This window comes from Flavobacterium limi (genome assembly GCF_010645075.1).
Lineage (GTDB): Bacteria > Bacteroidota > Bacteroidia > Flavobacteriales > Flavobacteriaceae > Flavobacterium > Flavobacterium limi.
In genome coordinates this window covers 390,133-404,410 of record NZ_JAADZV010000002.1, presented here as the reverse complement: position 1 = coordinate 404,410, position 14,278 = coordinate 390,133, and the positions used below count along the sequence as shown (strand labels likewise).

General features: G+C 32.0%; 19 protein-coding genes. 3 read left to right on the top strand and 16 right to left on the bottom strand.

Annotation, left to right across the window (positions count from 1 at the left end; all coding sequences use genetic code 11):
• Positions 1 to 44: 44 nt before the first annotated feature.
• Positions 45 to 473: a copper resistance protein NlpE gene (locus tag GXM16_RS06275; RefSeq protein ID WP_163393543.1), complete on the bottom strand. Its 429-nt coding sequence runs from the start codon at positions 471 to 473 to the stop codon at positions 45 to 47.
• A gap of 51 nt (positions 474 to 524) precedes the next feature.
• Positions 525 to 905, bottom strand: coding sequence for a VOC family protein (locus tag GXM16_RS06270; RefSeq protein WP_163393542.1), 381 nt, complete (start codon positions 903 to 905; stop codon positions 525 to 527).
• A gap of 223 nt (positions 906 to 1,128) precedes the next feature.
• Between GXM16_RS06270 and GXM16_RS06265 the strand changes: the two genes are divergently transcribed.
• Positions 1,129 to 1,920 carry a DUF5995 family protein gene (locus tag GXM16_RS06265; RefSeq protein WP_163393541.1) on the top strand — a complete coding sequence of 264 codons (792 nt, stop codon included), beginning with the start codon at positions 1,129 to 1,131 and terminating at the stop codon, positions 1,918 to 1,920.
• Between the two features lie 138 nt (positions 1,921 to 2,058).
• Here the strand turns inward: GXM16_RS06265 and GXM16_RS06260 are convergent, their stop codons facing one another.
• Together GXM16_RS06260 and GXM16_RS06255 are read right to left on the bottom strand one after the other, a co-directional pair.
• Positions 2,059 to 3,504 carry a hypothetical protein gene (locus GXM16_RS06260; RefSeq protein WP_163393540.1) on the bottom strand — a complete coding sequence of 482 codons (1,446 nt, stop codon included), beginning with the start codon at positions 3,502 to 3,504 and terminating at the stop codon, positions 2,059 to 2,061.
• Between the two features lie 229 nt (positions 3,505 to 3,733).
• Positions 3,734 to 4,327, bottom strand: a complete 594-nt coding sequence (locus GXM16_RS06255; RefSeq protein ID WP_163393539.1) for a class I SAM-dependent DNA methyltransferase — start codon at positions 4,325 to 4,327, stop codon at positions 3,734 to 3,736.
• A gap of 400 nt (positions 4,328 to 4,727) precedes the next feature.
• Here GXM16_RS06255 and GXM16_RS06250 point away from each other — a divergent pair, with 400 nt between their 5' ends.
• Positions 4,728 to 4,919, top strand: coding sequence for a hypothetical protein (locus GXM16_RS06250; RefSeq protein WP_163393538.1), 192 nt, complete (start codon positions 4,728 to 4,730; stop codon positions 4,917 to 4,919).
• A gap of 165 nt (positions 4,920 to 5,084) precedes the next feature.
• On the opposite strand, the gene GXM16_RS06245 is transcribed toward GXM16_RS06250, so the two are convergent.
• Together GXM16_RS06245 and GXM16_RS06240 are read right to left on the bottom strand one after the other, a co-directional pair.
• Positions 5,085 to 5,954 carry a hypothetical protein gene (locus tag GXM16_RS06245; protein ID WP_163393537.1) on the bottom strand — a complete coding sequence of 290 codons (870 nt, stop codon included), beginning with the start codon at positions 5,952 to 5,954 and terminating at the stop codon, positions 5,085 to 5,087.
• Between the two features lie 422 nt (positions 5,955 to 6,376).
• A complete protein-coding gene (locus tag GXM16_RS06240; RefSeq protein WP_163393536.1) occupies positions 6,377 to 6,568 on the bottom strand; it encodes a hypothetical protein in 192 nt (63 codons plus the stop codon).
• A 369-nt stretch (positions 6,569 to 6,937) separates the two neighbouring features.
• On the opposite strand from GXM16_RS06240, the gene prfA reads away from it, so the two are divergent.
• On the top strand, positions 6,938 to 8,014 hold the full coding sequence (gene prfA, locus GXM16_RS06235; RefSeq protein ID WP_163393535.1) for a peptide chain release factor 1: 1,077 nt from the start codon (positions 6,938 to 6,940) through the stop codon (positions 8,012 to 8,014).
• A 314-nt stretch (positions 8,015 to 8,328) separates the two neighbouring features.
• On the opposite strand, the gene GXM16_RS06230 is transcribed toward prfA, so the two are convergent.
• The 10 genes from GXM16_RS06230 to GXM16_RS06185 all read right to left on the bottom strand — a co-directional run bounded on the left by GXM16_RS06230 (position 8,329) and on the right by GXM16_RS06185 (position 14,192).
• Positions 8,329 to 8,715, bottom strand: a complete 387-nt coding sequence (locus GXM16_RS06230; RefSeq protein ID WP_229684221.1) for a hypothetical protein — start codon at positions 8,713 to 8,715, stop codon at positions 8,329 to 8,331.
• Positions 8,716 to 8,741: 26 nt separating this feature from the next.
• Complete coding sequence (locus tag GXM16_RS06225; RefSeq protein WP_163393534.1) at positions 8,742 to 9,101, bottom strand: hypothetical protein; 360 nt, start codon at positions 9,099 to 9,101, stop codon at positions 8,742 to 8,744.
• Positions 9,102 to 9,135: 34 nt separating this feature from the next.
• Positions 9,136 to 9,420 carry a YtxH domain-containing protein gene (locus GXM16_RS06220; RefSeq protein ID WP_163393533.1) on the bottom strand — a complete coding sequence of 95 codons (285 nt, stop codon included), beginning with the start codon at positions 9,418 to 9,420 and terminating at the stop codon, positions 9,136 to 9,138.
• Positions 9,421 to 9,470: 50 nt separating this feature from the next.
• Complete coding sequence (locus GXM16_RS06215; protein ID WP_007811479.1) at positions 9,471 to 9,623, bottom strand: lmo0937 family membrane protein; 153 nt, start codon at positions 9,621 to 9,623, stop codon at positions 9,471 to 9,473.
• 35 nt (positions 9,624 to 9,658) lie between these two features.
• The gene (locus GXM16_RS06210; RefSeq protein ID WP_163393532.1) at positions 9,659 to 10,309 is read right to left on the bottom strand and encodes a porin family protein; all 651 of its coding nucleotides are present in this window, start codon (positions 10,307 to 10,309) and stop codon (positions 9,659 to 9,661) included.
• 30 nt (positions 10,310 to 10,339) lie between these two features.
• Positions 10,340 to 10,900, bottom strand: coding sequence for a DUF4142 domain-containing protein (locus tag GXM16_RS06205; protein WP_163393531.1), 561 nt, complete (start codon positions 10,898 to 10,900; stop codon positions 10,340 to 10,342).
• A gap of 140 nt (positions 10,901 to 11,040) precedes the next feature.
• Positions 11,041 to 12,828 (bottom strand): sensor histidine kinase, encoded by a 1,788-nt coding sequence (locus GXM16_RS06200; protein ID WP_163393530.1) that lies wholly within the window; start codon positions 12,826 to 12,828, stop codon positions 11,041 to 11,043.
• A gap of 11 nt (positions 12,829 to 12,839) precedes the next feature.
• On the bottom strand, positions 12,840 to 13,289 hold the full coding sequence (locus tag GXM16_RS06195) for a response regulator (RefSeq protein WP_110345566.1): 450 nt from the start codon (positions 13,287 to 13,289) through the stop codon (positions 12,840 to 12,842).
• A 19-nt stretch (positions 13,290 to 13,308) separates the two neighbouring features.
• Complete coding sequence (locus GXM16_RS06190; protein ID WP_163393529.1) at positions 13,309 to 13,860, bottom strand: helix-turn-helix domain-containing protein; 552 nt, start codon at positions 13,858 to 13,860, stop codon at positions 13,309 to 13,311.
• A gap of 146 nt (positions 13,861 to 14,006) precedes the next feature.
• Complete coding sequence (locus GXM16_RS06185; protein ID WP_163393528.1) at positions 14,007 to 14,192, bottom strand: CsbD family protein; 186 nt, start codon at positions 14,190 to 14,192, stop codon at positions 14,007 to 14,009.
• Between the last annotated feature and the right edge of the window lie 86 nt (positions 14,193 to 14,278).

Sequence of the window (14,278 nt, the reverse complement as noted above, 5' to 3'; positions counted from 1 at the left end):
TAAGATACTATTTGCATAGATCCGGTAAAAATCGGCAAGCGGAATTATATTTTAAAAAGATCAATTCTTTCCATCCAGAAAATTTTTGATTCTAAAAACTGAAGTTTAGTCTTAACGACTTTGTCGCTTTTATCTCTGGGATTTTTGGTTATGAATCGTGCTGTTGAATTATTAAAGTCCAAAGTATATTTATCATCGAAATCTTCTTGTTTGTTTGTCAAAAAAGAAATAAGATTATCTTTTGCGATCCATTTTCCTTTTCCGTATTTGTTTGCTTCTTGCGGGACTCCGCCTTTCACGTTTGAGTAGGAATAAAATACAAATGTTCCATCTGGATTTAAAGTGAGTTTATATTCAATTAAATGCTTCCCTTCTTCACCAAGAGTACGTGTATAATTCCCGGAAAATTGATTTGATTGTGCAAATACAGCGACGTTGAAAAGCAGTAACAATGCGGAGATTAGTAATTTCATAGATTTCTTATTTGTTGTTTTAATACTGATTTTTGATTTTTTATAAAAACATTATTCTTTATCATTTACGTTTTTTTGTAAATTAAATACTGTACCCGCAGGATCCATAATCCAATGCATATTTTCAGGTATTTGTTCGATTTCATCGCACGTTTCTACACCGTTTAATTTTAGATAGCTGGCTGCTTTTCCGACATCAGGTGTTGTTAACTGTAGCCAGATATCTGATTTTGTATAATTGTCAACGCAGTCTAACCAAATGGTATTGTTTCCAAATTTAACAGAATATGTTTTTGAAACAGTAGGATTTTCTATAGGTACTTCGTTCACTTCTAATTTCAAAACATCACGATAAAAAGCAACGGTTTTATCATATTTTTGTTTAGGGATCTTTATAGCAATATTTATTCCTGCTTCAAATTTTGTGTCCATGTTAAAATAATATCTGTTAAGTTATTATGAGCCGTCTTACAAAGATTGATGTTTTTTGTAAATAAAAAAAAGCTACAAGATTATTTCGTTCAGATTATATAAAATTATGATTTATTAGTTTCGGTGATTAAAAAATAACAAGATAATTACTTCAAAATAAAGTTCTTTGAAAAAGAAAATAATTATATTCGCTATTTACTAATTTAAACTTAACCAATTAAAAATGAATATAAAACAAGCCACAACTATAGATGAAGTCATTCAGTTATTAGATGAAATTATTGAAGTGTCAAAACTGGAACAAAGCGCTGTAGGTTTGTTTACGATGTTATACCGTGAAGTTACTGTTAGAATTAAGGAAGGAATTAAAGACGGTTCTTTTCAGAATGGGGAACGAATGGAAAAGTTAGATGTTATTTTTGCTAATCGGTATATAAGGGCGTATTACGAATACAAATCCAAAGAAAAAGCATCTGAATGCTGGGAATTCTCCTTTCAGCAGGCAGAACGTTTCTGGCCAATAGTACTGCAGCATTTATTGCTCGGGATTAACGCCCACGTAAATCTGGATTTAGGAGTAGCTTCCGCTGAAGTGAGTACCGCTGAAAACATTACGGACTTAAAATCTGATTTCGACCAAATAAATATTATTCTCAGTAATCTGGTTGTTCATGTCGAAAAATGCCTGATCAAAATCTGGCCAACGCTTACGATTATATTAAAATTAACGGGCAAGATAGACAACTTTTTTATCGACTTCAGCATGAAAACTGCCCGAGACGGCGCATGGAAGTTTGCCAATGAGTTTGTAGTGACTCCAGAAGATCAAAGAGAAGTCTGCATTCAGGCCCGGGATAAAAGAATTGCCGAAATCGCCAGATTAGTTTCGAATCCCGGATATTTTGTAAGTGCTGTTTTCAAGTTTATTCGTTTATTCGAAAGGGGAGACGTCGCTCAAAAAATAATTAATTTGCAAATAATTGAAGAAAAACAGCCAGAATGTATTGTTATTTAGTTTTAATGTAAGTGATTTTTATTTCACAGATTAAAAGTCAAATCATTCAATATAAAACATTAAAACCACAAACAGATGCCTGTGGTTTTTAGTTAAATTTTAAAAAGGGTTTAAAAACTAAAGTGATTGGCCATTTCGTTATTTTAATTTTAAACGCAAATTGAATTCCCTGACAATTTCCTTAACATGTTCCTGTTTGATTTGTTGTCTGTTTAAGCCCTGTAGATTTTGTACATACCCTGTAAAAACGTGGCTAAAATAGAGTGGGGAAGACTTATTGCTATCATAATACGTATTATGGCAGGAGAAGCAATTAACGAGATTATCAACTGTGTTTGCGTGTATAGATGATGGTTTTCCAAATCCTGCCTGAACATAGGTTTCCATAGTAATATTATAGGCTGCAATAGATCCTCGGGTCAATTTTCCGGGTTCTGAATTTGAAAGATTATAACTTAACGAATTTAATAAAGCAGCCTGTTGCTGAGGGGTATTGTAACCAGCGGTATTAATCCATATTGAACCATTGTAAAAATAATTATTCCAAATGCCTTTCAACTGTGACTTTACGCTTTGATTAAGAGTCCGAATGTTATTTAAGTTCTCTGAACCATTTTGGCTGGTTTTCATGAAAAGCTGAACATTAAAAGAGCCTTTCATTGCTTTTTCAACCGGGACGCCATATTTATAAAGTGAAAAAACATCTGTATAAAGCCCATTTCCTGAAGTTATATTCTTAACCGTTGCAGTGCTGTTTTTATTAAAAAAAGGATAATCTACTGTACTGGTTACCGGTGCATCAGTTGTTGGTGTAGCCTTAGACCAGTCATAAGCAGGGGCAAGATTTTCATGTTCAAATGTAGCCCATACAAATTCAGGATGATTTTCTACAACTCCAACTACATGCATTCCTAAAAGAGCCACTCTGGTTTTTACTCCATTGATTACTCCCTGAGTGATAAAATAAGAAGAAGGATTTTTAAGAACACTCGCATCTATCCATGAGGTTTTAAGTTCTAAAGAGCCAACCGGGAAAGTTATGTCTTTCACTTTCAAAGGGTCATTTTTTGCTATCGGACCATATTTTAGCATTGTTGTATAGAGCAGATTATCCATAAATATAGAATAATAAACTGTAGCAGACCGGGGAACTCCCGATGGATAATTAGGCGTTTTCAAAATATCAGAAGCAGAACTTGCCTGGGCAGTATCCGTTAAAACAATTCCGTTACCTGGATCTAATCTCTGGCCTGACGAATTCACCTGAATCAGATTGGTCATAAAAAAGGGCATTCCGTTGACTTCATTGGTAAGCCAAAGAAATTTTTGCCAGGACCATTGGTGAAAATCGCAATTGGTAACTGTTGCATTGTCAGCAAATACGCTTGTTGGCCCCTCGTTTGGTGGAGGAGTTTGCCGGGTGTTGTTTACTGTTTTAAACCAGTTATCAGGAGCTAAACACTCGGAAACAGCTACACTATTTTTTACAGTTGTATAATTACTTTTTTCTTCCTTTGAATCCTTTTTACAGGCACAGAAGGAAATTAGCGTAATTAAAAGTAATACCTTTTTTGTTGTTTTCATCTTGGGTTTGTTTAGTTAATTTTTGTAGTTATCTCTTTTGAAGACCTGAAACTAAACAATTACAAAACCGACTTTTGAAAAAATGCATTGAGCCTTTTATATTTAGGTATAAAGGCTAGAAAAAGGTGTATAAAATTGGTATGAAAGGATATCTGGACAAGTATGTGTGTGAACACTCTTTAATAGTATAATTGTTAATTATCTTTTTGGAGCAGTAAAATAGGAATTGTTACTTTTTTCTTGCCAGCACAACCCAATGACGCTGGTCATTTTCTTCAACAAAATTTTCAATTGAAAATAGGATCTCAAAACCAAGTTCTTTCATTAAGCCGAGAACAAAATCTTTTGTCAGACAGCTGTAATAAAATTGTTCTCCAAACATGCTGTCAATATGTTCATCTTCTTCTTTTCCGTGAGTAAAAAGGAAATAACCTCCGGGAGCTAATAAGTGATATACTTTGCTGTAAATTTCGTTCTGGCGTTCTTTTGGAAAATGAAAAAGGGAATCCCAGGCTATAATTCCGTTGAACTTTTTGTCTGTTTCAAAATCAAAAAAATCACAAGTGTGAAATACCGAGTTTTTGATACCTGCAGATTGGGCTGTTTCAATCATTTTAGATGATTGGTCTATTCCTGTTATCGAAAAATTACGATCAGAAAGATATTTGGCAATTGGCATTCCGGTTCCGCAGCCAATGTCTAAAATAGTTCCTTTTGAATTTATATGGTAAGCAAATTGAATGATAGGTTTGTTTACAATAGCATTGTTTCTGGCTTTAATCCAGCTGTCAACAATTTTATTGTATGAATCTTTGTTTGTCAAAGGTTTATTAGGTTTTATTTTTTTTTAACAGGGGCAAGTAATAAATAAAAAATCCAGGCAAAACATTTAATAGATTTAGTTATTATCAAATATAATATATTTCTTGATTTTTTTTTAAGGCTTATTATTTTGATTTTTACATCTGTTGTATACAACTGATTGTATAGAATCCTCTAAAAGTAATCCATTACCTGTAATTTCGTTTCTGAAAAAGTAGAATAAAAAGACTAAAAAAACTAAAGTAGGATATTATGGAAACACAACATAGAACAAATAGTAGAATTTCTTCAATCAATGTACACGTCGAAAAAGTTTAAAAAGTTAAAAAAAACCAAACAACAACACTAATAATTCGTTTGATGTAGCACTAAAAGTATCCGGTTACACCCAATTAAACTTAATGGTTTCAGATTTGGTAAAGGCGAGTATTTTTTTGCTTCATCATGATACGCCAAGTTTACCAAGTCATACTGTAAACACAGATATTAATGTAATAACATTACTTGAAATTACTTTGCAGTTATTGCCTGAAGAAGAAATGGAATTGTTGGATGAATTGTATAAATTAAATTTGAAAACAGAAACGTGTTAAAGTCTTTGACTTTATATTTTCTTGTATTAATTATTTGAGAACGGTCAATAAAAAGTCGGGAGACTTTTGAGAAATTTACTTATTGCAAGAACATAAAAAATTGCGTAAAGTTAGAGACATTTGCGTAGCGTTGAGTAAGAAAACTTAGTGGTGCTGGGTTTTTCGTTATTTAATATTTTTGTTTCGATATTGTTCCGATTTCACCAATCTTACCGCTCTAAGTAATTCTACGTATTGATCTTCCATCATTTGGTTGCTTATCGAAGCAGATTTGATTCCGTTAAAGCCAATCACTTTATAAGTGTCTCCTGTTTTCTTAAGAAGCACGGAAGCATTTTCCTGATAAAACATATAATAAGCCAAATCTCCTTTAAAAGAAATATCTCCGCTCGCCGCATGCGGATTGTTGATTTCTTCATTAATTACATCGGCTCCAGATCTTTTTTTTGCATACTCATAAAGATGTTTCACAAAATCTGCTGTCGCATCGTCGCAATTGTTTTTTAATGCATTTAAATTGTTGTTTTTACAATAGTTATTCACATCATAAAAGAAACGATTAGTGATTTGAAAAACAGGATCTCTAGCAGGTTTTCCTTTTAAAAACACTTTGTAATCACTTATTTTTTTCTCTATTGCAGCAATAGAATAAGCATTGGGAAATATCTCATTTTCCCCAACAATTTTCCATTGGTCATTACTTCTTACTAAGTTTAGTTGGAAAGGCATCGGACTGTTCATAATGCAGGTTGCCTTATTTCCTTTAATTTCAACAGTTTTTGGTGTTATAGTTAATAATTCTGGACCTATTGCAAGATCAGATTCAAGAAGTCTTGAATATTGACGGTTTAGAAGCATCTGTCTGTAAAGAGTATCTCCGACAACTGGTTTTATTTTTAAAGTATCGCCATTTTCAAAAGCTATTCTGCCCTCTATATAAGTTGTGCAGGTTTTTTGTATTTTGCTTTCTTCGCTTTGTTTACAGCTTGTAAAAAAAATAAATAATAGAAAAAATAACGAGTAGATTTTATTCATAAATAAGGTTTTAGCGATTTCTCAGGATATGGTTTAATAAGGTTTTAAATTAATTAAAAAATAATATAAAAAGCAAAATTATAAGTCGTATTTTCCAGTAATTAACAGACAAACTCCATATATAAATACATATAAATTTGCCTGTTAATTTTTATAATTACATTTGTTTTTTATCATAGAATGCGCTATCGGGTAGTTGAGATTTTTACAAATTTAATTGCGCAACGTCTTGCCGCTTGGCGAGGTTGTGGAGTAAAGACGCGAGATTTTTCGATTAAACACAAATTTTTCCAAGTACGAAACCATCTTTAAATTAAGCCTAATACCCCAATCTTGCCAAACGGCTGTTGCACGCAGTTTTTCTTTTAAAAATCTTCTAATATCTGTTGAGTTGAAATTATTTTTGTTTTCAATATTTTTATTTAGGTGATAGAAAATACGTCATCCATAGAGTCTAAAGCATCAAATAAAGCAATCATTTCAGATTCTTTGTTTACTATTATGTATTTAATGTCATCACAATTAAATTTCTTTATTAATGCGCCACATTTGCCCATTATACGGTTTATAAACCCTGAAAGTTCGAAAAGAGCAATTAATGGGTTTTTATCCATTGGTAGGTCATCTTAATATGTCAGTTCCAGATAAAGCATTTCCAATTAAATTATCTAACTGTTTTAAGTACCTATAACTTGTTAATAATTAATTTTGCTAATAATAGGAAAAACTTTTATAAATTATAATTAGGTCTTACTGCAATATAGTTCGAATCGGGTACATTTGTTAAATTGAAAAACTCCTAGCCCTGATAGCAGCGGCATTCTTTTTAGGCAAACGAAAATATCTTAACCAAAACCGAAAAACTTCTGCCTAAAAAGATATAGCGAATAGCAGGAATTGGCTCCCGAAAAAACCATCAAAAGAACAACTTTTAACTATCAACTATTTTTCGTAATTTTGCAGTCCAATAAAAGGAAAAGAAAATGTTAGACAGACTTCAATATGTAAAGCAGCGTTTTGATGAGATCTCGGATTTGATTATTCAGCCGGATGTTATTGCGGATCAAAAACGATATGTACAGCTTAATCAGGAATATAAAAGCATCAAAGCTTTGGTTGAAAAGAGAGAAGAATACATTCTTGTTTTAGCCAATATTGACGAAGCAAACGAAATCATTGCTGACGGAAGCGATGCTGATATGGTCGAAATGGCCAAAATGCAGCTGGATGAAGCAAAAGAACGTTTGCCGCAACTGGAGGAGGAAATTAAATTTATGCTGATTCCTAAAGATCCGGAAGATGCTAAAAATGTTATGGTGGAGATTCGCGCCGGAACGGGTGGGGACGAAGCTAGTATTTTTGCAGGGGACTTGTTTAGAATGTATACTAAATATTGTGAGTCTCAAGGATGGAGAACTTCTGTTGTGGATATGAACGAAGGAACTTCGGGAGGTTTCAAGGAGGTTATTTTTGAGGTTTCGGGAGAAGATGTTTATGGAACTTTGAAGTTTGAAGCAGGGGTTCACCGTGTTCAGCGTGTTCCGCAGACGGAAACTCAGGGACGTGTACATACATCGGCTGCGACTGTAATGGTTTTGCCTGAAGCGGAAGAGTTTGATGTGCAGATTGATATGAATGATGTTCGTGTGGATTTTTTCTGTTCATCTGGACCTGGAGGACAGTCGGTAAATACTACAAAATCTGCTGTACGTTTAACGCACATTCCAACTGGATTAGTAGCACAATGTCAGGATCAGAAATCACAGCATAAAAATAAAGACAAAGCATTAACGGTTTTACGTTCTCGTTTGTACGAAATGGAATTGGCAAAGAAAGAAGCTGAAGATGCTTCTAAACGTACTTCTCAGGTGAGTTCGGGTGACCGTTCTGCTAAAATCCGTACTTACAATTATGCACAAGGACGTGTAACAGATCATCGAATTGGTCTTACACTTTACGATTTAGGAAATATAATGAATGGTGATATCCAGAAGATTGTTGCTGAACTTCAATTGGTAAATAATATGGAGAAACTGAAGGAAGCTTCTGAAGTGTATTAATTTTTTTGCTTCTAATACTATCATAAAAAGGCCGAACTTATTATTTTAAGTTCGGCTTTTTTAATGCAAAAAAGCAAAGTTCACTAATGTAAACTTTGCTTTTTCTTGTAAGGCTCTATTTAACAAAACAGAGATTTATAGTGAGGTATTAACTGTTTAACCGTTTGTTATAGCAGAAACGTATAAACGAGTTAGATACCTAAAAATACTCTTGTATATTCAAAACATTTATAGAAATTTGAGTAAATGTAAACACCATTTTTGATTATTATTTCGTTTATCTTTTCCATAATAGTTGTATTTAAGTTATACAATTACTCTTCAAATGATTCATCTTGTGATAATTCCTTTTCTGAATATTCAGGTTCTGAGTGTTCAGGTTCAGGTCGTTTAGCTACCAAAGTTGTTACTGCCAGCTGCAATATTGATCCAAATATATTTTTGAATGTTGAATCGGTTTTTCCTACTACCAGCTTTTTTGCCAGATAACCTAGTCCAATACTTATTGCAGACTGCGCCAGTTCACTCTTTAAGCCAATCGCTTCATTAAGTTCTCCAACTGCATTTCGGATTAGGTTGGTAGGCTTTAAATTTTCTTTGATATCACCTATTTCTTCTTTAATATCCAACCACTCTTTATCTTGTTGTTCTTCTAAAAGTTTAATTTGCTGATTTAATGTATCTATAGTGTAAATATTCATAATATTCATTTTTTTTAGTTACTAAATCAGTTTTTTGAGTCTTTTAAAATGCTGGAAACAATCATGTTTCCAATAGGCGTTTTAATGAGTTTGTGCTGTGCTTTGTGTAGTATAATAGCAACAATTAAATAAAAGAGTGCTATTATAAAAAAGCCATAATAATATTCCCCTAATGCTTTTCCAATCCACAAGCTAAGTCCAATATTAAGGAAAAGGGTAAAAAATGCAACAACAGCTCCAACTGCAATTCTTGATGTTACTGTAGACAATGCGTCTGCAGTGGCAGATACTGTTTTGAGTTTGATTAATTCTAAACTCGTTTTAGTATAATTTTCAGCTTTTTCATAAAGATTTAGGTTTTCAGGTGTTGTTGCATTAGTTTCCATGATATTTGGTATTTATGGTTTGAGAAGGACAATTTTAATAGTTCGTTTTAATAGCCTTTGCTTCGTCTTTAACAGAATTGAAGTCTTCTTTAACCTGATTGAATTTGGCTTTTCCTTCTTCAATGATGTCTTTACCATTTGAGCTGATTGAGCTTAAGATACCATCTACTTTTCCTTTAAGGTTATCTCCGTAATCTTTCGATTTATCTTTGATTTTTTTTCTGGTTTCTGAACCTTTGTCCGGTGCAAATAATACACCAATGAATGCTCCTGCCGCTGCAGCTCCTAAAATTCCTAAAATTGTGCTACTAGTTTTCATAATATTTGATTTAAAAAGATTAATATAAATTGTTTTAATAATTTTGATATTTAAATTTCACGACCTTTAATAAGTCTGAACAGTATTGCTATAATGGCAATCACCAATAATATATGGATAATACTTCCTGCGCTGTATACAAAGAACCCTAAAGCCCAAAGAATGACAAGAATAACCGCGATTGTATATAATAAATTTGACATGGCTTTTGATGTTTATGGTTAATAATTGATGTTTTTTAGTTTAATTTATAAGCCAGGTATAAGCTTAAGTTGCTGTTCTTAGCATCTGGAAAAGTGTAGTTTGTTCCTGCAAAGTCTCTTTCTTTACCTATTGTTGTTAATCCGTAGTTGTAACGTAGTCCGATACTGATTGGATTGAAGTCTACGCCGACACCTGCAGATAAACCGGCATCAAATCTTTCGAAATCGTCTGCATCTAATTCATCATCAAATTCAACATCTCCTTCTCCGGATAATTTAGCATTTACTAAATAAGAGGCATAACCACCAACATGAATATTAAAGTTTTCAGTCAGATTAAATCTTACTAATAAAGGAACTTCGATATAATTAAGTCTAAATTTATTAGTTCCCTCAACACCAGCGAAGTTGTAATCTAATTCAGCACCTTTTGTAGTATATAAAATCTCTGGCTGAATAAATACGTTGTCAGCTATTGGAAAGGCTGCAAAAACCCCGGCATTGAAGCCCCATAGTGCATTTTCGTCATCAATATCGTCAGAGTCGGAATATAAGTTTGACATATTAACACCCCCTTTAATACCGAATTCAGGCCCTACTACTGTACTGCTCTGAGCAGATACTATTCCAAATGAAGTCATCATAAAAAGAGATAAGGCGTATAAAAAATTTGATTGCATTTTCATAATTTAAAAATTTAGTTAATAATTCTAATTTTAATTAATTGTTTTTTTAATTTTCTCTGTTTGTCTTAAAATTTCGTATTGTTTTGGTAAATAATGAGTAACTAATTTTAATATTACAGTGTCGTTTGTTTCATTTGCGATAGATTCAAATAATCTAATCGTTTCTGATAACGATTTTGAAACAGAATTTAAGTAAGCCTTATCAAAATCAGTATTCTTTTGGCTTTTAAGCTCATAAACATCTTTATTAGTAACCGTTGCATTTATTTCATTAATAATGATAAGTTTTTGAACGGCTATTTTATTGATTTCCTGAAGCAACTTGTTTTGACTGTTTTCAATTTGTATGCTGATATCTTTTACAGAGGTTTGTAGACTTTTCTGTTGTACCAGCTGACTTTTTGAAATAATCGATTTTGTCGTTTTTGAAGTTGCTACAAAAAAATAAGCTTCAATTTCTTCCGGATCTTTTGTAAGAACGTATTTATTGTTTTTATTTTCTGGATTTTTCTTCTTGTTACAAGATGAAATTGCTAAAATCAAAATCACAAAAAAAATAGCTTTAAAAAACAATGGTTTTGATGAGGACATCTGTTTAAATAGTTACTTCATTATTACATTACAAAGATGCTAACGAATAGTAAGTTTTGCTTTACAGCATAAAAAAGAAACGTTATATAATTCCCATTATGGAAAAATATAACGTTTTTATGAGGTTGTTTTTTGAAGTGTTATTCAGGAAGAAACACTGTAAACACGGAGCCTTTGCCCGGTTCACTGTCTGCAATAATATGTCCTTTGTGGTTCTCAACAATTTTTTTGCAAATTGCTAATCCGATACCGGTACCCGGATAATCGGTTTTGGAGTGAAGTCTTTGAAATAATACAAAAATATTGTCTTTAAATTGAGGGTCAAATCCCATTCCGTTATCCGTAAAAGTGATTTTATAGAATTTTTTAAAAGGCTGTTCCATAATTTCAGGATATTCGTTCGATAAAACCTCTTCACAATTAATAGTAATTTGCGGAGCGGTTTGCGGTTTACTGTATTTTAAGGAATTTCCAATTAAGTTAATAAAAAGTTGTTCTATCTGATAAGGAATTACTTCCAGTTTAGGCAGCTTTGCTGTAACTTTCAGATTTCCTTTTTTTTCATCGATAATGACAGCCAGTTCTGATTTGGCATTTTCCAGTAATTCATTAAGATTAGATTTTACGAATTCTTTTTTGGTGGTATTCGTTCTGGAAAATAATAATAAATCATCAATCAAAACACGCATTCTTTTGGCTGATGTTTCTACTTTTATAATATATTCTTTTGCACTGTCAGAAAGAACTGCTTTGTCAGCTTCAGAAATTCTTGAAATGAAAGTTTGAATCTTTCTAAGCGGTTCCTGTAAATCATGACTGGCTACATGATTAAACGACGCAAGTTCCTTATTGCTTTTTTCAAGTTCATTGTTTCGTTCCTGAAGTTTAATGTTTAATAAATGTTCATCGGTAATGTCAAAATTTATTCCCAATAAAATATTGCTGCCATTTTGGTCTACAAGTAATTTCCCGGTTGATTTAAAATGCCTGATTTCGTTGTTTGGCAGAATAATTTTATAATAGGTAAATGGCAGTTCTTTATTGTTGATTATGCCCTCTATAGATGCTGCTATAATGTCTTTATCTTCCGGATGTACAAAATTTATGAAGCTGTCCTTGTTTGGAACAAAAGAATTAGGTAAAAAACCTAAAAGGCGAAATTGATTGTCAGAATAGTCGATTTTATCCGTATCCAAATCCCATTGCCAGGTACTAAATTTGCCAATAGCTTCGGATTCTGCCATTAATCCAGATGAAATCAAAAGTTTTTTGTTGTATATTTTTAATCGTTCGAGGTCGCGGCTTATTTTTCTGTATGCCAAAAAAATGAAAATTAAAGCAACTAAAAATAATGAAATTGAAAGAATTGGGCCCAAAGAAATTTCCTGATCATATTTTTTCAAACTCTTATTTAAAAAAGTTTTTTCTATATCATTCATTTCATCTACTTTAAAACGGATGTTTTCCATTAAAATACGGCCTCCAAACATATGATTGTCTAATTTTCTTTTGTCATAAGTTTCCGGCGCACTATATTTTAAACAGTTTTCAAACGAAATATAACGCTGGATGATCAGTTTGTATATTTTTTCGAGGTTTTTTTTCTGTTCGGGATTATCTGCGGTAAGTTTTTTTAAGGCAATAAAAGAAGTGTTTACCTTATCGCGTGAAAAAAGATAAGGAGTAAGGAACCGGTGATTGCGGGTAATCATATAACCTCGCTGGCCTGTTTCTGCATCCTTAATGGCAGATATAAGCCGCTCAAGCTCTATGTTTATTTCATAGGTATGCATGAGCAGCTTGCTGGATTCGTTTAGATCCCGGTTATGTTTGTAAGCTATTGATGAAAGAAAAAGTAAAATGAAAATAGCTATTATAAAAATAACTCTCAAATAATTTGAGGAATTAAACTTAGGAATCCATTTCATTATTATTGTAATTATTTAAGACTTAACAGGAAATTATCACGGTTTAAACCTGATGTATGATAATGCCAATTCAGCGTTATAACTTCATTAATAATTTTTTTAAGTGCATTAAAATCACTTGGTTTTTTGATATAAATATTAGCGCCTTCAATAAAAGTGTCTTCAATATCCTCATCTGAAGAAGATGTAGAATAAATTGCAATTATAAGGTTTTTGAGATGTTCTGTTTTTTTAATTTCTATCAAACATTCTTTTCCTGTTTTTTTAGGCATGTTCAAATCCAGAAACAAGATATCCGGCAATTTGGTGTCAGGATTCATTAAATGTTCCATTAACTGCAAACCATCAAAAACAAATTCAACTTTGGTTTGAACTTTTACTTCTTCAAAAGCATCCTTAAAGAAAAGTCTGTCGTCTTCGTCGTCATCGGCGAGTAAAATGTGTAATGCGTTTTTTTGCATTGATTTAGGTATTTGGTTTTTATTTTAAATTCTCTCTTCGTTTTTTAATAATTCTCAGAAATGCTGACGGGGTTATTCCTGTCGTGTTTTTAAACTGTGTACTTAGATGTGCCACACTCGAGTAATTCAGTAAAAAAGCAATTTCGGTTAAACTCATTTCATTTACAATCATCAATTGTTTTGCTCTTTCAATTTTTTGAATAATTATAAAATTCTCAATAGATGAATAGGTTACTTCAGAAAATACGTTTGATAAATAACCATAACTGTGGTTTAATTTGTCAGCTAAATACGCTGAACTTTTATAATTATTGTTGTCATCAGTATATACCAATTCAATTATAGCGTCCTTTATTTTTTGAACTAAAACACTTTTTTGATTTTCTACAACTTCAAAACCAAATGGCTCTAAATTATTTTTAAGTTTATCTAATGCTTCAATGCTAAGATTATCCTCAAGTTCAATCTCTCCGAATCCCAAAGTAGAAAAATTTAAGTTTTGCTCTTCTAGTTTTTCTTTTAGGTAAAGTGTACAAATTGTATTAATATCAAATTTTATAAATAATTTCATTTTGTAAAAATATGGTTAAAGATAACTAATTTATTTTGTTTTTACGTTAATATTGGCTTTTAAGAAAGGTAATGCTTTATACTTTGAAAATCAAAAAAATACCGCCTAATTTTAGTTAAGCGGCATTTTGGATTTGAAGAAAGAGTTTATAAATTTGATACAATATCATCCCATTCTTCTTTCGTTTTACCTAATTTTTGCTGAATTCTTCCGTAGATTTCATCTTCTTTTCCTTCTTCGTAAAGCAAATCATCATCGGTTAAATCGGCATATTTTTGTTTCAGTTTTCCTTTAAACTCGTTCCAGTTGCCTTTTATTTCTGTACTATTCATGACTTTTAATTTTTAATATTATATAATGTAAAAATCAAGATTCAATTCATTTCATATGTTATATATATGTGCGCGTCTGTTGTATA